The sequence below is a fragment of the Streptomyces sp. UC4497 genome, from assembly GCF_054871485.1.
Window position 1 is genome coordinate 71,368 of the sequence record NZ_JBTYHB010000025.1, and the last position, 19,302, is coordinate 90,669.

General features: G+C 70.4%; 16 protein-coding genes. 10 read left to right on the plus strand and 6 right to left on the minus strand.

The window, feature by feature from the left end:
• Window positions 1-105: 105 nt before the first annotated feature.
• Together ACYSUO_RS28900 and ACYSUO_RS28905 are read right to left on the minus strand one after the other, a co-directional pair.
• Window positions 106-783: a response regulator gene (locus ACYSUO_RS28900; protein WP_461779177.1), complete on the minus strand. Its 678-nt coding sequence runs from the start codon at window positions 781-783 to the stop codon at window positions 106-108.
• Window positions 780-1,970 (minus strand): sensor histidine kinase, encoded by a 1,191-nt coding sequence (locus tag ACYSUO_RS28905; protein ID WP_461779178.1) that lies wholly within the window; start codon window positions 1,968-1,970, stop codon window positions 780-782. Before ACYSUO_RS28905 ends, ACYSUO_RS28900 begins: the two co-directional genes overlap by 4 nt.
• Before the next feature lie 192 nt (window positions 1,971-2,162).
• Here ACYSUO_RS28905 and ACYSUO_RS28910 point away from each other — a divergent pair, with 192 nt between their 5' ends.
• On the plus strand, window positions 2,163-3,650 hold the full coding sequence (locus ACYSUO_RS28910) for an alpha/beta hydrolase (protein ID WP_461779179.1): 1,488 nt from the start codon (window positions 2,163-2,165) through the stop codon (window positions 3,648-3,650).
• Between the two features lie 13 nt (window positions 3,651-3,663).
• Window positions 3,664-4,317 (plus strand): hypothetical protein, encoded by a 654-nt coding sequence (locus ACYSUO_RS28915; RefSeq protein ID WP_461779180.1) that lies wholly within the window; start codon window positions 3,664-3,666, stop codon window positions 4,315-4,317.
• Window positions 4,318-4,352: 35 nt separating this feature from the next.
• Here ACYSUO_RS28915 and ACYSUO_RS28920 read toward each other — a convergent pair whose 3' ends face one another.
• Window positions 4,353-5,372, minus strand: coding sequence for a LacI family DNA-binding transcriptional regulator (locus ACYSUO_RS28920; RefSeq protein WP_461779181.1), 1,020 nt, complete (start codon window positions 5,370-5,372; stop codon window positions 4,353-4,355).
• Between the two features lie 173 nt (window positions 5,373-5,545).
• Between ACYSUO_RS28920 and ACYSUO_RS28925 the strand changes: the two genes are divergently transcribed.
• From ACYSUO_RS28925 to ACYSUO_RS28940, 4 genes are read left to right on the plus strand one after another with little or no spacing between them, the layout of a single operon-like run.
• Window positions 5,546-6,883 (plus strand): extracellular solute-binding protein, encoded by a 1,338-nt coding sequence (locus ACYSUO_RS28925; protein ID WP_461779182.1) that lies wholly within the window; start codon window positions 5,546-5,548, stop codon window positions 6,881-6,883.
• A complete protein-coding gene (locus ACYSUO_RS28930; RefSeq protein ID WP_461779183.1) occupies window positions 6,880-7,863 on the plus strand; it encodes a carbohydrate ABC transporter permease in 984 nt (327 codons plus the stop codon). Before ACYSUO_RS28925 ends, ACYSUO_RS28930 begins: the two co-directional genes overlap by 4 nt.
• Window positions 7,860-8,711 carry a carbohydrate ABC transporter permease gene (locus ACYSUO_RS28935; protein ID WP_461779184.1) on the plus strand — a complete coding sequence of 284 codons (852 nt, stop codon included), beginning with the start codon at window positions 7,860-7,862 and terminating at the stop codon, window positions 8,709-8,711. Before ACYSUO_RS28930 ends, ACYSUO_RS28935 begins: the two co-directional genes overlap by 4 nt.
• A gap of 49 nt (window positions 8,712-8,760) precedes the next feature.
• Window positions 8,761-10,488, plus strand: a complete 1,728-nt coding sequence (locus tag ACYSUO_RS28940) for a glycoside hydrolase family 13 protein (protein WP_461779185.1) — start codon at window positions 8,761-8,763, stop codon at window positions 10,486-10,488.
• Window positions 10,489-10,545: 57 nt separating this feature from the next.
• On the opposite strand, the gene ACYSUO_RS28945 is transcribed toward ACYSUO_RS28940, so the two are convergent.
• The 3 genes from ACYSUO_RS28945 to ACYSUO_RS28955 form a co-directional block, all read right to left on the minus strand.
• Window positions 10,546-11,022 carry a (2Fe-2S)-binding protein gene (locus ACYSUO_RS28945; protein ID WP_461779186.1) on the minus strand — a complete coding sequence of 159 codons (477 nt, stop codon included), beginning with the start codon at window positions 11,020-11,022 and terminating at the stop codon, window positions 10,546-10,548.
• 62 nt (window positions 11,023-11,084) lie between these two features.
• On the minus strand, window positions 11,085-13,379 hold the full coding sequence (locus ACYSUO_RS28950; RefSeq protein ID WP_461779187.1) for a molybdopterin cofactor-binding domain-containing protein: 2,295 nt from the start codon (window positions 13,377-13,379) through the stop codon (window positions 11,085-11,087).
• An 8-nt stretch (window positions 13,380-13,387) separates the two neighbouring features.
• Window positions 13,388-14,611 carry an oxygenase MpaB family protein gene (locus ACYSUO_RS28955; RefSeq protein WP_461779188.1) on the minus strand — a complete coding sequence of 408 codons (1,224 nt, stop codon included), beginning with the start codon at window positions 14,609-14,611 and terminating at the stop codon, window positions 13,388-13,390.
• A 171-nt stretch (window positions 14,612-14,782) separates the two neighbouring features.
• Between ACYSUO_RS28955 and ACYSUO_RS28960 the strand changes: the two genes are divergently transcribed.
• The 4 genes from ACYSUO_RS28960 (at window position 14,783) to ACYSUO_RS28975 (ending at window position 19,232) form a co-directional block, all read left to right on the plus strand.
• Window positions 14,783-15,418: a TetR/AcrR family transcriptional regulator gene (locus tag ACYSUO_RS28960; protein WP_461779189.1), complete on the plus strand. Its 636-nt coding sequence runs from the start codon at window positions 14,783-14,785 to the stop codon at window positions 15,416-15,418.
• Window positions 15,419-15,556: 138 nt separating this feature from the next.
• On the plus strand, window positions 15,557-17,404 hold the full coding sequence (locus tag ACYSUO_RS28965; RefSeq protein ID WP_461779190.1) for an AMP-dependent synthetase/ligase: 1,848 nt from the start codon (window positions 15,557-15,559) through the stop codon (window positions 17,402-17,404).
• A gap of 6 nt (window positions 17,405-17,410) precedes the next feature.
• On the plus strand, window positions 17,411-18,037 hold the full coding sequence (locus ACYSUO_RS28970; protein ID WP_461779191.1) for a TetR/AcrR family transcriptional regulator: 627 nt from the start codon (window positions 17,411-17,413) through the stop codon (window positions 18,035-18,037).
• 52 nt (window positions 18,038-18,089) lie between these two features.
• Window positions 18,090-19,232: an acyl-CoA dehydrogenase family protein gene (locus ACYSUO_RS28975; protein ID WP_461779192.1), complete on the plus strand. Its 1,143-nt coding sequence runs from the start codon at window positions 18,090-18,092 to the stop codon at window positions 19,230-19,232.
• The last annotated feature ends 70 nt before the right edge of the window (window positions 19,233-19,302 follow it).

Below are 19,302 nucleotides of genomic sequence, written 5' to 3' on the forward strand. Positions count from 1 at the left end.
GTCGCGTCACTATGGTTCCGGGCACCACAGGGACACGTACCGGCTTCGGTGCCGCACGGATTGCCGGGCCCCGGCGCGTCTGCTACACGCCCGCGCTTCGGCCGGTCACTGCTCCGCGTCGCGGACCAGGAGGGCGATCTGCACCCGGTTCTCGACCCCCAACTTGGCGAACAGGCTGCCGGTGTGCGCCTTCACGGTCCCGACGCTGATGCGCAGCCGCTCGGCGATCTCCGGGTTGCCGAGCCCGTCCGCGATGGCCCTGGCGGTGTCGAGTTCGCGGGCGGTCAGCGCGGACAGCCGCCTGCGTGCCGTTTCCCGTGATGTGTCGCGGGAGTGCGCGGAGTCCGGTGCGGTGGCTGCCGCGATCACCCGTGCCGTGGCCGCGGGGGACAGTACGGGTTGCCCGTCCGCGACGGTGCGCACCGCGTCGACGAGGTGCGCGGGCCTGGTGTCCTTGAGGACGAATCCGAGGGCTCCCGAGCGCAGCGCGCCCAGCACCAGTTCGTCGGAGTCGAAGGTGGTCAGCATGAGCACCCGCGGAGGGCCCGGCCGGCCGAGCAGTTCCCGGGTCGTGTCGAGACCGTCGCGTCCCGGCATCCGTACGTCCATCAGCACGACGTCAGGACGCAGCTCTTCGGCTGCCGTGAGCGCGCTGTCGCCGTCGGCCGCCTCGCCGACGACGGTCAGGTCGGGTTCGCCGTCGACCACGAGCCGCAGTGCCATCCGGACGAGTTCCTCGTCGTCGACGATGAGGACGCGTACCGGCTCCTGTCGGCTGTTCACTCGTGCCCTCTTTCGCCGTGGTGCTTCGTGTTCGGCCAGGGTAGGTGTGCCGTGAGGACGTAGCCATGGTCGGACGTGGGGTGGTGGTCGAGTTCGCCGCCGGCGAGGGTGATGCGTTCGCCGAGGCCGAGCAGGCCGTATCCCGAGCTGGGTGGTGGTGCGATGCCCGTGGCGGCCCGGGAGTTGCGGACGCTGACGTGCAGCGTGTCGCCGGGCGTTCCGTCCAGCGTGATGTGCACACGGGCCCCTGGTGCGTGCTTCGCGGCGTTGGTGAGTCCTTCTTGGACGATGCGGTAGCAGGTGCGCCCCAGGGCGTCGGGCGGGTTGCTTGTCACGGCGGTGGTGTAGTCGACGTCGACTCCGGACGAGCGGGCGTCGGCCACCAGGTCCGGGATCCGGTCCAGGGAGGGCTGCGGTGGTTCCGGTCCCGCCGGGTCGGCGCGGAGCACCCCGAGTACGTCGCGTAGTTCCTCGAGTGCCTGCCGGGAGCCGTCGGCGATGCCGCGGACCAGTGTGCGGTTCTCCTCCGCCGCCAGGTCGACGCGGTGGTCCAGGGCTCCGGCCTGCATGGCTACCAGGGAGATCCGGTGTGCGAGCACGTCGTGCATCTCGCGGGCGATCCGGTTGCGCTCCACCGCCCGCACCTGCGCCACGCGGGCGGCGTGCTCGCGCTCCATGCTGTGCGCCCGGTCCCGCAGGGAGCGCACTTCGACCCGCCGCGCGCCGATGGCCATGCCCACGGCCACCGCGATCCCCGCGGCCAGCGCCGGGAGCACGATCTGGAGCCACCACGAGTCCTCCGGCGTCCGGATCTCGTAGACCCGGCCGGTGAACTGTGCCCCGGTCACGTAGGCGAGTACGACGGCCCCGATCTCCAGGGGACGGCGACGGGAGGCGACCGAGGCCAGCGCCCACAGGGCCGCTCCGGCGGCGGCCGCCGAGACGGTCGCGGCGGCCACGACCGTGACGGCGACGGCGAGCGGGAAGCGCCGCCGCCACAGCATCACCGCGAGACATCCGAGCGCCACCAGCGGATCGCCGACGAGGAACCAGGCTCCGGTCCCGTCGCCCTGCCAATGCACCGCCACACCGGTGTAGAGCCAGGCGACCGCACCCACGCCCGCGGCCGCCAGCAGGCGCCAGGTCTGCTGCCACGCTCCGAGGCGCGGCGAGAGGTCCGTGTTCACCCGGCAATTATCGCGAGGGCAACCGGCCGGTACGTCCGACCTGAGGCGGGTGCGGCTATGACCAAGGTCGAATACGGGCCGGGCCGCCGGGCCGATGTGCGGGACGCGCCGGGCGGCCAGAGTCGTTCATGCGCCGCGCCGACCGGATCCGCGCCGTGCGCTCCCCATGCCGTCTCCTCAGGAGGAAAACAGATGCGCAGAAGGCCCCTGTCCGTCGCCCTCGCCATCCTCGCCGTCGCGGCGACCGCGACGACCGGAGCGTCGGCGGCGACGCCCGACGCCGAGGAGAGAGCGGCGGACTCCCCGCGCTGGGGCGCGTGCCCCCAGCAGGACGCGCAACAGGACCCGCAGCGGGAATCGTCATCGCGCCTCGAATGCTCGACGCTCCAAGTCCCCCTCGACTACGGCGAACCCGACGGCCGGCGGATCGAGATCGCGATCTCCCGCCTGGCGAGCGACAAGCCCGCCAAGCGTCGCGGCGTCCTGTTCGTCAACCCCGGCGGCCCCGGCGGCGAAGGACTCGACTACCCGGCCCTGCTCGCGCCCACGCTGCCGAAGAGCGTGCTCGACTCGTACGACGTGATCGGCTTTGACCCCCGTGGCGTCGGCCGGAGCACACCCGTGACCTGCGACCTGACGCCACAGCAGCGCCAACGCGGCAACTTCCCGAAGTACGCGCACACCGCCGCCGACGTCCTGCGGGAGACGAAGCACGCGCGGACCGTCGCCCGGCAGTGCGCCGACTCGCGCACGTCGTGGATGCTCCCGCACATCACCACCGCGAACACGGCGCGCGACATGGACCGCGTCCGGGCGGCACTGGGCGCGCCGAAGCTGTCGTACCTCGGTCACTCCTACGGCACCCACCTCGGCGCGGTGTACACGACACTGTTCCCCGGGCGCAGCGACCGGATCGTGCTCGACAGCAACCTAGGGCCCGACGGCTATGACCGCACCGCCTTCCGGATGCTGGCCCGTGGCATGCAGGAGCGGTTCCCGGACTTCGCCGCGTTCGCCGCCGCGCACCCCGAGTACGGTCTCGGCAGCACGCCGCGGCAGGTGACCGCCACATTCTTCCGGCTCGCTAAGCGGCTGGACGCACACCCGGTCGACGGCATCGACGGGACGGCGTTTCGCGGGTTGACCTTCGACCGCCTCTACAGCGACGCCCTCATGCCGACGCTGGCGAAGGACTGGCAGGCGCTCGACCGGGGCAAGCCGGTGTCGCCCGCCCCGTCGACGCCGGAGAACCTCATGGCAGCCTGGCTCCACGTGGTCTGCAACGACACCCGCTGGCCGGGGCAGGTCCGTGACTACCAGCGCGACGCGACGCTCGACCGCCTCAGGTATCCGATGGTGGGCGGGTCCACGGGCAGCATCGGCCCGTGCGCGTTCTGGCCGCACGAGCGCGTCGAGCCACCGGTGCGCATCACCGACCGGGGCCCCGCGAACGTCCTGATGGCGCAGAACGAGCGGGACCCCGGCACGCCACTGGCCGGGGCACGGAAGCTGCGCCAGGCCTTCGGCAAGCGGGCCACGATGGTGACGGTCGATCAGGGCGGCCACGGTGTCTATCCGTTCGGCCGCAACACGTGCGCGAACGACACGGTGACGGCGTTCCTGACCACGGGCCAGCGCCCGCCGCAGGACCGCGCGTGCACTGCCGGGCCGGTCAAGTGAAGGGGGCGCGCACATGATCCGGGAATGGCGGCGGGACCGGGCCCTGCGGCGTGTGGAACCGGGCGACGGGCGTCCATTGAAGCGGTTCCGTTGGTGGCAGCTTCCGTCCCGGGCACTGTTCCATCTGCCCCTGACGCTCCCCGACGGCCGGCAGGAGGTGTACTCCGTCGACGTCAAGCACGGCCAGAACCAGTCGTCCGGCAACGTCAGGGCCCGCCTCTACCTCGGCGGCAGGCTGCACTCGCAGTCCCGGATCCCCGCCGTCCTGCCCGTACCCGGCGGCGTCGTCGAGGTCCGGATGAGCGGCTTCGGGCTGAAGCGCTGCCATTACGTCACCGATGACGGAACCGAGTATCAACTCACCCCGGACCCCGCCTCCGCCGAGGGGCGCCGGGCGCGACTCGACCGGTCACACCCCACGCTGAGCCGCGGCCTGGCGGCCCTCTCGGTGCTCGTCCTCGTCGCCGCACTGGCCGTCCTCTTGCCGCAACTCGTCGAACAGATCACGGCGCCGCCCCCCGTCGCTGAACACACCGGCCGGTTCCACTCCCCCGTCGACCTGACGAAGTGGGGCAACATCGCGGTCGGTATCGCCACGGCGGTGGCCAGCACGGAACGGGCGCTGCGGCTGCGCTACAGCCGACTGCTCGACGGCGGGGCGGGCTGAACGAGCGGACACACCCTCCGGCGCGGCGCGGCAGGTCAGCGCCCGGGCGGCACCGTCGACGCCCTCGGGATCAGCCGCAGCGGCAGCTCCCGGTGGGCGGCGGGGTCGGCGTCCGGGGCCGCGATCAGGTCCGTGACCATGCCGCCGGCCACCGCCCCCAGGCTCACCGGGTCCTGCGCGACGGTGGTCAGGCCGGCCCACTCCGCCACCGGATGGTCGTCGAAGCCCACCACGGAGAGCTGTTCGGGGACCTCGATCCGGGCCTCGCGCAGGGCCGTGAGCAGGTCGAGCGCGAGTTCGTCGGTCTCGGCGAAGACCGCGGTGGGCGGGTCGGCGAGGGTCGTCATGTCCCCGATGGCCTCCAGCGTCGAACGCCGTCCGTGCGGCACCTCGCGTACGAGGGCGGGTTCGGTCCCCGCCTCGGCCAGGGCCTCCAGGCACCCCGTCCTGCGCTGCCGGGAGCTGTAGGTGAAACCGTCGCTCCGGCTGCCGCAGAGATACGCGATGCGGCGGTGTCCGAGGGTGAGCAGGTGTCGGGTGGCGGCGCGGCCGCCCGCGACGTCGTCCACGTACACGCTCGGCCGGCCCTCGACCTTGCGGCTGACGTACACGACCGGCATGCCGAGACCGTCGAGGCGTGCCGTCTCCTCCTCGGTGAGGTCGAAGCTGAGCACCATCAGCGCGTCGGCGTTGCGCCGGGCCGGGAGCCGCTCGAAGAAGGCCTTCCGCTCGGCCAGTTCGGCGACGGGGTAGATCAGCAGATCCAGGCCCGCACCGCTCAACTGCGTGCTCAGGCCCTGCAACACGCACCCCACGAACCAGGACGAGAGGGTGGGGGCCAGCACCGCGACATTGCCCGTGCGCCCCGTGACCAGAGAGGACGCCTGGCGGGAGACCACGAACTCCAGCTCTCTCGCTGCCTGTTCAACGCGTTGGCGCGCGTCCGGCGAGACCGTGGACATGCCGCGCAGGGTGCGCGAGACGGTCGAGACCGACACCCCGGCCCGCTCGGCCACGTCGGCCATCGTCGGGTATCGCTGGTCGGATATCGGCATGGCGGGAACGTAGCACGGCGGTGACACGTGACGACAGAAGTCTGAAAACGTTGTCTCCAACTCCGGGCTGTGCAGACCCATTGACCGTGCCGGACGTCACTGCCTAGCGTGCAAGCGTTCTCAGGAAGTTGTCAGCGATGGGTCAGCCGCCACCTCGGCAGGAGCACCTCCCCATGACATTGAGCCGTAGAAGAACCCTGTCCTCCCTGGGCATCGCTGCCGGTACCGCCGCCGCTGCCCCGCTCGTCTCGGCCTGTTCCCGGGCCTCGGCCACTCCCCCGGATCCGGCCGAGGCCCAGCAGGTGCCGCGCGGGAAGACAACCATCGACTGGTGGTACAGCTCGGTGGCCGCCAAGGACGGTGGTGACCTGGCACCCCGTCTGATCAGCGCTTTCCGAAAGCGGTATCCGCAGATCTCGGTGAACATCATCAAGGCGCCGGCCAGCACCGACACCCAACGCTCGGCGCTGTCCACGCAGTTGGCGGCCGGCAGCGCGAGTCCGGACGTCTACCAGGGTGACATCACCTGGGCCGCCCAGTTCGGCGCCGCGTCCTTCGCGCTGCCGGTGGAGTCGCTGCTGGACGAGGAGGAGTGGCAGCGTTATCCCAAGGCCCTGCTCACCTCGCTCGGTTATCAGGGTCACCGGTACGCCTTTCCCCTGTACCAGGACCAGCCGTACCTCTACTACCGCCGCGATCTGCTGCACAAGCACGGGCTGCGGGTGCCGCGCACCTGGGAGGAGCTGATGCGTACCGCACAGCGGGTCCAGCGGGCCGGGGACATCAAGCACGGCTTCGTCTGGCAGGGCAATGTGTACGAGGGGATGACCTGCAACGTCACCGAGATCCTCGCGGACGCCGGCGGTCAGGCGCTCTCCCCCGACGGCAGCCGCGCCACCTTCGCGGGTCCGGCCGCAGAAAGGGCCCTCGGGCTGATGCGGGACCTGGTGACCAGCCGCGTCTCCCCGTCCGCCGTCTCCACGTTCATCGAGCAGAACACGATCGACGACTTCTCCGCGGGCCGCTCGCTGTTCCTGCGGAACTGGCCCTACGCGTGGGGGGTGGTGGCCAACCCGGACTCCTCCTCCGTGGCCGGGAAGGTCGGCGCCGCGCTGCGACCCGGCTTCGAGGGGCGCGAGGGCGGCCTCGGCTGCCTGGGCGGCTGGTGCAACTACCTCAACCCGCACTCCCGCAAGCTGGGCGCAGCCGCGGCCTTCGCCAAGTTCATCGCCCAGGAGGGTCAGATGGTCCTCGCCGAGCACGGCGCGCAGCTGCCCACGACCCGCGAGGCCCTCAACAGCCGCTGGATCCGCGGCTCGAAGAACCCGGTCTACGCCCTGGCACCGGAGATGAAGCTCGTCGCGCGCCCGACCCGCAATCCGTCGTACCCGCAGGTGAGCAAGGCGATCTATACGCATGCGAACCGGGTCCTCACCGGTGTGCCGGTGGCCCGTGCGGTCGCCGACGCGCAGGACCAGCTGACCGCCGCGCTCGCCGGGGAGTCGCTGTGACGGCCCCGGTGCGGCAGTCGCGTCCCCACCCGGACGCGGCGACGAGCGTGCCGGGTTCCGCGGCGTCGGGTCGGGCGGACGATTCGAGTCTGCGGCGTCGCAAGGCACGTACCGGATGGCTGTTCACCGCTCCGACGCTGGTCGTGGTGGGCCTGGTGACACTCTTCCCGGTGCTGTACTCCGTCGTGACCAGCTTCGCCAAGATCCGCTTCACCTTCGGCGGCATGGAGGTCGAGGAGTGGACGGTCGCCAACTACGCGACGATGTTCTCCAGTTCCGCCTGGTTGGACGCGCTGGTGTTCACCCTGGGCTACACGCTGGGCACGGTGGCGGTGGAGATCGTGCTCGGTATCGCGGTGGCGGTGCTCCTCGAGCGTCTCGAGGCGGGGCGCGGCTGGATCCTGGCGCTGCTCCTCATCCCCTGGTCGCTGATCACCGTCGTCTCGGCGCAGCTGTGGGCGTATCTGTACGACGCCGGGTACGGGGCGGTGACCTGGCTGTTCGGCCTGGTCATGGAGGCGCCGCCGGTGATCCTCGGCAAGCCCGTGCCGGCCATCGCGGGGCTCGCGGTCGCGGACATCTGGAAGACGACCCCGTTCGTCGCCGTGATCATCCTGGCCGGCCTGGTGAAGATCCCTCAGGAGCGGTACGAGGCGGCCGAGATGGACGGTGCCAACGCCTGGACGACGTTCCGCCTGGTGGTGCTGCCCGCGCTGCGGCCGGTCATCGCGGTGGCGGTGCTCTTCCGCGTCCTGCAGGCCTTCGGCATCTTCGACCTGCCCTTCGTTCTCACCCAGGGCGGTCCCGGCACGGCCACCCAGTCGCTGGCGATCCTCGGCTACAAGGCGCTGTTCCAGGATCTCAACGTCGGACTCGGGGCGGCGATCGCCACGGCGACGGGGGCGCTGGTGGCCATCGGCTGTCTGCTGTTCCTCCGGGCCTTCAAGATGCAGGTGGACGAGGGAGGGGTGGGCCGATGAGCCGCCGCGGACGACAGGCCACCGGTGTGCGGCGCTGGCTGAACGTGGTGAACATCGGGGCGTTCGTCCTCGTCATCGCGGTCTCCCTGCCGCTGCTGTGGATGGCGGTGACGTCCTTCAAGTCGGAGGCCGAGCTGGGCGCGTCGCCGCCCTCCGTGCTGCCCAAGGACCCCACGTGGGCGCATTACGCGCGGGCGCTGACCTCGGCCGGCTTCGACCGCTATCTCCTCAACAGCGCCGTGGTGTGTCTCAGCGCCACCGCCATCGTCCTCGGCCTCGGCCTGTTCTCCGGCTACGCCCTGGGCAGGCTGCCGCTGCGCGGCCGCGGTCCCATCATGGTGGCACTGCTGATGATCTCGGTGTTCCCGACCATCGCCGTGGTCACCCCGCTCTACCTGGTCGAACGCCGGCTCGACCTGCTCAACAGCTACTGGGGTCTGATCATCCCGTACGTCGCCTTCCATCTGCCCTTCGCGGTGTGGATCCTGCGCAACTCGCTGCTCGACATCCCCCATGAGCTGGAGGAGTCGGCGACGGTCGACGGCGCCTCCCCGGTCCGCACCCTCCTGTCGGTGATCCTCCCGCAGGCCAGGCCCGCGCTGTTCACCGCCGGGGTGTTCACGTTCACCGCCACCTGGACCGAGTTCCTGATGGCCCTGACCTTCAACTCCGCCGACGACTTCCGCACCGTGCCGGTGGGCATCGCCCTCTTCTCCGGTGTCTACGAGATCCCCTTCGGCACCATCTTCGCCGGAGCGATGGCCGCGACGGTTCCCATCGCGCTCCTGGTGCTGATCTTCCGCCGCAGCGTGCTCTCCGGTCTGACCGACGGCGCGGTCAAGGGATGACTCTCCGGCTGCTTTCCTCCCCCACCATCCGACAACGTACGGAGTCCGCATGACCGAGCACACCACGGACCGCGCTCCCCACACCGTCGACAACTCCCCGCAGAACGCCGACTGGTGGCGTCAGGCCGTCGTGTACCAGATCTATCCGCGCAGCTTCGCCGACTCCGACGGTGACGGCATCGGCGACCTCGTCGGCATCACCCGCCGCCTCGACCACCTCGCCGATCTGGGCGTGGACGCGATCTGGCTGAGCCCGTTCTACCCGTCGGAGCTGAAGGACGGTGGCTACGACGTCGCCGACTACCGGGACGTCGACCCTCGTCTCGGCACCCTCGACGACTTCGACGCCATGGTCGCCGAGGCCCACCGGCTCGGCCTGAAGGTGTTCGTCGACATCGTCCCCAATCACACCTCCGACCAGCACATCTGGTTCCAGGAGGCATTGGCGTCCCCGCCGGGCTCGCCGGCCCGCGAACGCTACGTCTTCCGCGACGGCTCGGGCCCCGACGGCTCGCTGCCGCCCACCGACTGGGAGGCCAGCTTCTCGGGCAACGCCTGGAAGCAGGTGCCCGACGGGCAGTGGTATCTGCACCTGTTCGCCCCCGAACAGCCCGACCTGAACTGGGAACACGACGACGTACGCGCCGACTTCCAGGAAACCCTGCGGTTCTGGTCCGACCGCGGCGTCGACGGCTTCCGTATCGACGTGGCCCACGGCTGCGCGAAGGACCTGGCCGGGCCGCTGGCCGACATCGGCCGCCCGCAGTACAAGGGCATCCACGACGACATGCCGCCGGGCACCCACCCGTACTGGGACCGCGACGAGGTGCACGAGATCTACCGGGACTGGCGGGCGGTCCTCGACTCCTACTCCCCGCCGCGCGTCGCCGTGGCCGAGGCCTGGGTGACCAACTCCCGCAGGGTGCTCTACACCCGCCCCGACGAACTGCACCAGGCCTTCAACTTCGAGTTCCTGTCGGCCCCTTGGCGCACACCGGACCTCGCCAAGGTGATCTCGGAGTCACTGCACGCGGCGGGATCGGTGGGCGCGACGGCGACCTGGGTGCTGTCCAACCACGACGTGGTGCGGCACGCCTCCCGCCTCGGCCTGCCGCCCGGCACCGACCTGGAGGCCTGGCTCCGCGCCGACGGCCGCTCCCCCGAGCCCGACCGCGAACTCGGCCTGCGCCGCGCCCGCGCGGCCACGCTGCTGATGCTGGCCCTGCCCGGCTCCGCGTACATCTACCAGGGCGAGGAACTGGGCCTGCCGGAGGTGGCCGATCTGCGCGTCGAGGACCTGCAGGACCCGGTGTACGGGCAGTCCGGCGGCCGCCGCAAGGGCAGGGACGGCTGCCGGGTGCCGCTCCCCTGGGACACCGAGGGCCCCTCGTACGGCTTCGGTGAAGCGCCGGGCTGGCTGCCGCAGCCGGAGGGCTTCGGCGCACTGTCGGTGGCGGCCCAGGACCGGGACCCCGACTCACACCTCGCGTTCTACCGGACGGCACTGCGCCTGCGCCGCGAGCTGCTGCGACCGGGGTCGCCCGGCAGCGAGGTACTGGGCGAGCCCCAGATGGGAGAGGCCGAGCAACTGCTCCACTTCACCCGCCCGGACGGCTGGGAATGCGTGGTGAACGTCGACGGCCCGCCCGCCCATCTCCCGCCCGGCGAGGTCCTGTTGGCGAGCGGACCGCTGACGGAGGACGGGCTGCTGCCGGCGGACACGGCGGTGTGGCTGCGCACGGGCGGCAGCGACTCCACCGCTGGGGTCGAGGGCTGACGGTTCGGTGGGCGGCCGCGCTTTCGGTCGGCCGCCCACCGGGTGTCCCCTCGTCCCTCACATCCCCTTCGCGCCCTCCCGGATCGCCTCCCGGATCCGGAAGTACGTGCCGCACCGGCACACGTTGCGGATGCCGTCCAGGTCGGCGTCGGTGATCGCGCGGCCCTCCTCCTTCGCCCGGCGGACCACCGCCACCGCGGCCATGATCTGGCCGGGCTGGCAGTAGCCGCACTGGGCGACGTCCTGGTCGAGCCAGGCCTGTTGCATCGGGTGCAGGTCGGTGTCCACGGTGTCGGCGAGGCCCTCGATGGTCGTCACCTCGTCGTCGGCGGCCAGCGCCTTGACGGGGATCGAGCAGGGGTTGACGGCCTTGCCGTTGAGGTGGCTGGTGCAGGCCTTGCAGACGTTGATGCCGCAGCCGTACTTCGGGCCTGTGACGCCCAGGATGTCGCGCAGCACCCACAGCAGGCGCACGTCGTCCTCTACGTCGACCGTCACCTGCTCGCCGTTGACGCGAAAAGTGTGCTTGGGCACGGGGGTTCCAGTCTCCCTGATTCGTCGGTGGGTCGGATGGCGGTGAGCCGGCTGTCCGTGGGTCAGATGGCGTGGTCGCGGCCGTCGGTCGGCGACTGCGGGACCGGCGGGACCGTCGGCTTCGGGGTGAAGGAGAGGGTGTCGTGGTTGATGGGGAACGTCGTCGGCATCGTGCCGGTCGCCCTCGCGTACGCGCACGCCACGGCGGCCATGGACGCCGCGACCCCCAACTCCCCTGCGCCACCCGGCTTCTCGCTCGTGTTCGGCATGACGATGATGTCGAGCTCGGGCGGGGTGTTCCACTGCCGCGTGTAGAGGTAGTTGTCCCAGCTCGCTTCGAGGAAGTGGCCGTCCTTCAGGTGCAGGCTCGACGTCAGGGTCTGCGCGATGCCGTCCATGAGGCAGCCCATCATCTGGGCCTCCAGGCCGCGGGGGTTCACGGCGAGGCCCACGTCCACCGCGCACACCGCCTTGGTGACACGGGGCCCCGTGACACCGTCGCGGATCGGCCGGTCGACCGTCTCCGGCCTGCAGTCGATCTCCACGAGGACCGCGTTGACCGCGTGGTACTCCGTGTGCACGGCCACGCCTTGTGCGACACCGTCCGGGAGGCTCCGCCCCCACTGCCCGACCTCGGCGACCTTGTCGAGGACGGCGCGGGCCCGCTCGTCGTGCAGGAAGTCGCGGCGGAACGCGAGCGGGTCCTTGCCCATCTTCGCGGCGAGCCGGTCGACGATGAGCTCACGGGCGCAGGTCACGTCGGGCGAGTAGACGTTGCGCATGCTCCCGGTGTTGAAGCCCTTGTCCGTCTCGTTGAGGATCCGGCTGTACGCGCCGAACTCGTACGGCATCGACTGCGACAGCTGGAAGAACGTCTCGGAGAAGGCGAGGTCGGCGACGGGCAGCTTCGCGGCCACGGAGGTGAGGGCCTCACCGAAGCCCATGCCGAGGTCGGTGGAGACGCTGGTGTGCCGCTGCTTGAAGCTGAGCACCTTGTCGCCCGAGTACGCGGCCCGTACGCGCGAGGTGGCCATCGGGTGGGCGCGGCCCTGGCGTGCGTCGTCGGCGCGGTGCCACATGAGCCGGACGGGCTTGCCCATCTTCTGGGAGATCTCGGCGGCTTCGAGGGCCGCGTCGAAGAACAGCTTGCGGCCGAAGGAGCCGCCGCTCTCGGTGACATGGACGGTGACGGCGCCGACCGGCAGGCCGAGGCGGGCCGCGATGGTCTGTTTCGCGACGATCGGCGACTTGAGGCCGCCCCAGATCTCCGCCTTGCCGGAACGGACGTCGGCGATCGCGCAGTTGGGCTCCAGCGCGCTGTTGCCGCGGAAGTGGAAGGTGAAGCGCTCCTCCACCGTGCGGGTCAACGACGGGAGACCCATGGAGGGTTCGGCCTTCTTCAGCTCGGCGAGGACCGTGTCGTCCGACTTGCCCTCCGCCGTGCCGCCCCGCCACGACACGTCCAGGGCGCGTACGGCGTCGATGCACTGACCGAAGGTGCGGGCCCGCACCGCGACGCCGGTGGAGACGACCACGGCGTCGGTGACACCGGGCATGGCCCGCACCGCGTCGAGGTTGGCCACCGAGCCGACCTTGCCGTTGATGGTGGGAGCGCGGCACACCATGGTGGGCAGCGCGTCCGGCACGGCGAGGTCCATGGCGAACTTCTTGGCGCCGGTGACCGCGGCGCGGGCGTCGACGCGGCCCTGAGGTGTGCCGATAACGGTGAACTCGTCGGCGTTCTTGAGCCGCGCCGTGACCTTCTGCGTCGTGGCCGCCGCGGCCTTCTCCGCCAGCTCCCCGATGCCGATGCTCTTGCCCGCCGGGCCGAGGACGACGCCCGCCTTCACCTTCAACTCCTCGACCAGCGCGCCCAGTTCGAGCGCCGCCGCGTCGAGGAGCCGGCCGCGCGCGACGGCGGCCGCCACCCGCACCGGGGTGTAGGTGGCGATCGTCGTGTTGGAGGCGCCGGTGAGCTGGTTGAAGAGGAGTTCGGGGCGGGCGTCGGCGAGCGTGACGTGCACCCGGTCGAGGGGCACGTCCATCTCCTCCGCGATCAGCATCGCCGTCGATGTCGTGATGCCCTGGCCCACTTCGGCGCGCGGCAGCGCGAAGGACACCGTGCCGTCCTTGTTCACCTGGACCGTGATGAGCGCGGAGGTCGGCGCGGCCGCGAGGGACAGGGCGTCGTTGAGGTCGACGACTTCCGTGATGTCGAGGGACGGCAGGCCGCCGACTCCCGCCGCCTTCTTCGCCGAGGCGCCCTCGGCCGCCGCTTCCCTCGCCGGTGCGAGTTCGGCCGCGGCCACCAGCGTAGGTGCCGCCAGTACGTAGCCGAGCAACTGTCGTCTGCGCATACTCCCTCTCACTCCGGCCGGTTTATGTCCGGAAGATTGATGGCGATCGGCTGCCCCTCGGCCAGGAACAGGAGCACAAACCGTCGGATCGCCTCTTCCAATGTCCACATGACCGACGGCACCCCCGGCAGGGGGATGAGCCCCTCGCGGAAGGCCACGAGCAGTGGCCAGGCACCCGCGACGAGCGGTTCCAGGATCGGTTCCTTGGACAGGCCGATCATGTCGCCGACCCGGCCGCCCAGCGTATACCGGGAGAACGCGCTGATCAGGGGGCGGGTCAGCCCCAAGTCCAGTTCGGCCACGATGCCGAGGAGGACATCGGCCAGCGCCTCGCCCTCCTTGGTGTGCGCGAGGATCGGGTCGAGCACCTGCTTCGACTGAGAGTTGGCGGCGTCCCATGTCTTCGGGATGTATTCGTCCTGGACGCCGAGCATGGCCGCGCTCACCTGCCACACATGCAGATACGCGTCCGCGTCGGCGGCGCCGACCCGCACACCCCAGTCCTTCAACTTGCGCATGACGAAGGTGGCGAGGCTGTGCCAGGTGACGAGGATGTCGGCCTGGCTGATCGGGATCTTCTGCCCGCCGCTGACCTGCGTCCACGCCGGGGACTGCGGCAGCAGATGCCGCACCGCCGCGTGCACCATCCGTGTCTTGACCGCGGTCACGACCATCGAGCCCTCGGGCTTGTAGGCGTCCAAGTCCCCGATGTCGTAGCCGAGTTTGGCGGTCTTGGCGATGCGATCCTTCATGTCCGCGCCACCCTTGGAGTAGTACACGGCGCGTGATTCGCGGGGTATGGCGGTGCTCATGAGGCCGCTGCCGAGGCCGTACAGGGCGCCGACGTAAATGCCCTTGGTCTTGCTGAACCTGGAGCCGCGGTCGAGCTTTGCCGGGTCCGCCCAGGAGGGCAGCTTGCGGGCGGCCTCCATGAACTCCCGCAGATCCGCGGGGAGTCCGTCGGGCAGCGGCTGGTCGTTGCGCTTCCACTGCGCGAGGAGGCCGTTGACCTTGGCCACTTCACGTCGCTCGATGACTCCCGCGATCACCGGGTCGGCCTGTTCGTCCCACACCCACTCGGGGTCGACGCCCGCGCCGGCCCCGGCGACGGAGGCCGTCGGTGACCAGGTCCACAGGGACCGGGCGCTCGCGGGTGACGCGAGACCGATCGCGCCGAACGTGCCTAACGCCCCGCCCGCGAGCAACATGTTCCGCCTGCTCATACCATCCATCGCTCCGAACTCCTCCTTGAGTTCCGTGACGCGCACGACAACCAACAGGCCCTGCCTGGACGGCAGTTGCCTTGGTACGATGAAACACGTTGAGCATCTCTGTATCAGTACCACAGGGGAGCACAGACGCGGCATGAACGCCAGAGGCTTCACGCAATCAGGGAGGCACCTGTGGAACCGAACGTGCTCGAGCTGGCCTTCAGCAACTCCACCACCGGGGCCGATGACACGGACGACGTGACCGTCCGACTGCTCGACGCCGCCTACGAGCAGTTCTGCCGCATGGGCATCAAGCGCTCCACGATGGCCGACGTGGCGCGGCTCGCGGGCGTCTCCCGGATCACCGTCTACCGCCGGTTCGACACGAAGGAGGCACTGGTCGAGCACGTCGTACGACGCGAATTCCGGCGCTACTTCGAGCAGTTCGCGACCGAGATCCGGGGCGCGGACACGGTCGCCGACCGGGTCGTCCTCGGCTTCGTGAGCTCGCTGCGCGCCATCCGCCACAACCGGCTCATCGGCGGCCTCATGGCGGTCGAGCCGGACTCCGTGGTGCCCTCGATGACCACGGACGGGGGCCGCACCCAGTACGTGGTGCAGCAGTTCGTCGCCGCGCGGCTGCGCGAGGAGCAGCGGGCGGGACAGGTGGCCGCCGAGGTGGACGTGGACGTGGTGGCCGAGATGATGGTGCGGGTGTGCACGTCGTTCCTGGTCGTGCCCAGCCACGTCATCGACCTGGACGACGACGCGCGGATGCGGGAGGTGGCCCGGCAGTTCCTGGTGCCGATGCTGGAGCCGCCGGCGTAGACCCTGTCGTCGAATTCGGCCCCTGGTGACGACGACGCGACTTATTGACACGGCGCCAATAACGGTCCACGGTGGGCACCGCTCACGCACAGTCCGCCCAACCCGCACGTTCAACGTCGTACGTTCCCGGGAGCCGCCGTGACGCCAACAGAGCCGCTGCGCCAGTCCATCGACGGGCTGACGATCACCACACTATTGCGCCGCAACGCCGAGGAATTCGGTGACCGGCCCGCCCTCACCACCGGAATCGGCCCGGACGCGGGCACGCTGACGTGGTCCCAACTGCGCGCCGAGACCGCCGCGCTCACCCGCGGCCTCGCCCAACTCGGCCTGAGCCGCGGCGATCGCCTGCTCATCGCGATGTCCAAGCGCGCCGAGCACTGGGTCACAGATCTGGCCGCCGCCCACATCGGCGCGCTGCCCTGCAGCACGTACGACACCCTGAGCGGCGAACAGATCGGTGTCATCGCCCGGCACAGCGCGGCCACCGTGCTCGTCCTGGAGGGCGCGGAGCAGGTGCGGCGCTGGGCGCCCGTCCTGGACGATCTGCCGAACCTGCGCGCCGTGGTCGTCCTCGACTGGTCGGCCGCTCCCGCCGACGACCCGCGGTTCGTCAGCTACGCGGCGGTGCGCAATGCCCTGCCGCCCGACGACGCGGCCTTCGAGTCGCTCACGGACGCCGTGACCACGGACCAGCCGCTGGCCCTCGTCTACACCTCGGGCACCACCGGCGACCCCAAGGGCGTGGTGCTCTCGCACCGCAACGTAATCCACGAGTCCGTGATGCAGGAGCAGTTGGTGCCGCTGCCGCCGCATCCGCGCTCGGTCGCGTACCTGCCGATGGCGCACATCGCGGAGCGAGTCCTCGGCATCTACATGCCGATCTGCAGCGCCGGCCATGTCACCATCTGCCCCTCCCCCGACCAGCTGCTGCCCGCGCTCCAGAAGGTCCGCCCGCACGGCTTCTTCGGTGTGCCGCGGGTGTGGGAGAAGCTCACCACCGGCCTGCGCGCCCAGCTCGCGGCGCTCCCCGAGCAGCAGGCGACGGCCCTGGCACAGGCCCAGAAGACGGCCCTCGAAGTGTTCCGGCTGCGCTCCGCTGGCAAGGGCGTCCCGCCCGAACTGACCGAGCAGCTGCAGAAGTTGGACGAACTCGCCCTGCGGCCGCTGCGTGCCGCGATCGGCTTCGACGACTGCCTGCGGGCGTTCAGCGGCGCCGCCCCGATCCCCACGGCCGTCCTGGAGTTCCTCGCGAGCGTGGGCCTGCCGGTGTACGAGGTGTGGGGCCTGAGCGAGACCACGGGCGCGGCCACGGTCAGCACGCCCGACGTGTTCGCCCTCGGCTCGGTCGGCCGTCCGGGACCGGCGATCGAGGTCAAGGAGGCCAAGGACGGCGAGCTCTTCGTCCGCGGCCCCGTCGTCTTCTCCGGATACCTCCAGGCGGACGGCGGCATCGCGCCGGGCACGGACGCCGAGGGCTGGCTGCCGACCGGTGACGTCGGCACCGTCGACTCCCGGGGCATCGTGACCGTCACGGACCGCAAGAAGGAACTCATCATCACCGCGGGCGGCAAGAACATCGCCCCGACGAGGATCGAATCCCTGCTGCGCGCACACCCGTTGATCGGTCAGGCCGTCGCGATCGGCGACCGGCGCCGCTATCTCACGGCGCTGCTCGTCCTCGACGATGAAGCGGCCCCATCCTGGGCACGCGCCAATGGACTCACCACGACCGCGCTCGACGAACTCGCCGTGCACCCCGAGGTGTTGACCGCGCTCGACGCCGCGGTCGAGGAGGCCAACTCGGTGCTCTCGCGGGTGGAACAGGTCAAGCGCTACCGGGTCGTCGCCGGGCCGTGGACGGCGGAGACCGGCGAGCTGACGCCCAAGCTGAGCCTGCGCCGGAAGGCCATCGACGACCTGCACGCGGCGACGATCGAGTCGATGTACGAGTCCAACGAACCAGTGGACAGGGACAAGGAGTAGCCGCCCATGGGAGGCAAGACCCAGGCCACCCGGCGGCGCCGGATGGAACCGGACGTGCGCCGCGCCGAGATCCTCGCCGTCGCCCGCCGACACTTCGGTTCCGCCGGCTACGCCTCGGTGTCGATCTCGGACATCGCGGCCGAGGCCGGCGTGGCCCGGGCCCTGGTCAACCACTATTTCGGTGACAAGCGGCAGCTGTACCTGGAAGTGGTGCGGCAGATGATGGTCATCCCGGCCTCCGTGTCACAGCGACTGCCCCCGACCACGGCCGAGGAACGCCTGGCCGTCTGTGTCGACCGCTGGCTCGAAGTCGTCGAGCGGAACCGGGAGATGTGGCTCGCGGCCATCGGCATGGAGTCGCTCGGCGACCCGGAGGTCGACCGGATCATGCTGGAGGCCGACGAGATCGCCACCGACCGGATCCTCGAGGCCGCGATGATGACGGACGTCGCCGAGGACGCGGGCCGGGAGAAGCTCCGCGCGATGATCCGCGCCCACAGCGCCATGCTCAAGTCCGCGTCCCACGAGTGGCTGGAGCGCGGCACGCTCACCCGCGACGACCTGCACGTGCTGCTCACCCGCTCGGTGCTCCACCTGCTGCACACGGTCTTCCCCGCGGTACGGGGCGGCTGACCGTTCCCCCACCCGTCACGTACACACCTTCCTATTCCTCAGGAGACACACCATGCCCCGAGTCCTGTCCGACGAGCGCGGCGATCTGGTCAAGGCCATCGCGGACTTCTGCTCCCGCGAGTGCGGCACGAAGGAACAGCGCGACAAGCTGACGTCCAACGGCGCGGAACACCACAACCAGCAGCTGTACGAGAAGATGGCGAAGCTCGGCTGGCTCGGCATCGCCGTCCCCGAGGAGTACGGCGGCGCGGGGCGCGGCATGGTGGACCTCTCCCTCTTCCTCCAGGAGACCTCCTACGGCCGCGCCCCCATCAGTGGTTTCGGCACGACGATCATCACCGCGGCGGCGTACGAGAAGTTCGGCACGGAGGAGCAGAAGCGCACGATCCTCGAAGGTGTGGTGAACGGCCGGGTCGAGTCGGTCTCGATGTCCGAACCGGGGGCCGGTTCCGACGTGGGCGCGCTGACCTGCCGCGCGGAGCGCACCGCGGGCGGCTATCTGGTCAACGGGCAGAAGACGTGGTGCTCCAACGCCCACTTCGCCGACCACATCCTGCTGATCGCCCGTACGGAACCGGGTTCTTCGAAGCACGAGGGCCTGACCCAGTTCATGGTGCCGACGGACGCCGAGGGCCTGACCATCCGTGGCATCGACACGATGGGCGGCAAGGAGGTTAACGACCTCTATTTCACGGACTGTTTCGTCCCGGACTCGGCGGTGGTCGGCACGCCGGGGAAGGCCTGGACGCAGCTGATGGCGGGCCTGAACCTGGAGCGGATGATCCTCGCCGCGATGATGCTGGGGGTGGCGCGCCGGGCCTTCGACGACACCTTGGCCTACGTCCGCCAGCGCGAGCAGTTCGGCCGCCCCATCGGCTCCTTCCAGGCACTCAAGCACCGCATCGCCGACATGGCGACGGAACTGGAGTGCGCGCAGCTCCTCCTGGACGACGTCGCCGCGACGATCGACGCGGAACCGGGCAAGGTGTTCCCCCGCGAGGCCTCGATGGCGAAGCTCAAGTGCACGGAGCTGGCGAAGCACATCACCCTGGAGGGCATGCAGATGATGGGTGGCTACGGCTACGCCACCGAGTACGGCATGGAGGCCATGCTGCGTGCGACGGTCGTGTCGACGGTGTACGGCGGGACGAGCGAGATCCAGCGGGACATCATCGGCAAGACGTACGGGTTGTAGGCGCGCCGCGCGGCCACCCTCCCGGTGGGTTCCGTCGATGAGTTCCCGGCGCTTGCCCGGTCTACCTGTC

Excerpts from the sequence above, each read along its gene's own strand:
- ACYSUO_RS28950 (WP_461779187.1), bottom strand. The coding sequence starts at position 13,379 with ATGCGCAGACGACAGTTGCTCGGCTACGTACTGGCGGCACCTACGCTG.
- ACYSUO_RS28975 (WP_461779192.1), top strand. The coding sequence starts at position 18,090 with ATGCCCCGAGTCCTGTCCGACGAGCGCGGCGATCTGGTCAAGGCCATC.
- ACYSUO_RS28915 (WP_461779180.1), top strand. The coding sequence starts at position 3,664 with ATGATCCGGGAATGGCGGCGGGACCGGGCCCTGCGGCGTGTGGAACCG.
- ACYSUO_RS28940 (WP_461779185.1), top strand. The coding sequence starts at position 8,761 with ATGACCGAGCACACCACGGACCGCGCTCCCCACACCGTCGACAACTCC.
- ACYSUO_RS28955 (WP_461779188.1), bottom strand. The coding sequence starts at position 14,611 with ATGGATGGTATGAGCAGGCGGAACATGTTGCTCGCGGGCGGGGCGTTA.
- ACYSUO_RS28935 (WP_461779184.1), top strand. The coding sequence starts at position 7,860 with ATGAGCCGCCGCGGACGACAGGCCACCGGTGTGCGGCGCTGGCTGAAC.
- ACYSUO_RS28925 (WP_461779182.1), top strand. The coding sequence starts at position 5,546 with ATGACATTGAGCCGTAGAAGAACCCTGTCCTCCCTGGGCATCGCTGCC.
- ACYSUO_RS28920 (WP_461779181.1), bottom strand. The coding sequence starts at position 5,372 with ATGCCGATATCCGACCAGCGATACCCGACGATGGCCGACGTGGCCGAG.
- ACYSUO_RS28970 (WP_461779191.1), top strand. The coding sequence starts at position 17,411 with ATGGGAGGCAAGACCCAGGCCACCCGGCGGCGCCGGATGGAACCGGAC.
- ACYSUO_RS28910 (WP_461779179.1), top strand. The coding sequence starts at position 2,163 with ATGCGCAGAAGGCCCCTGTCCGTCGCCCTCGCCATCCTCGCCGTCGCG.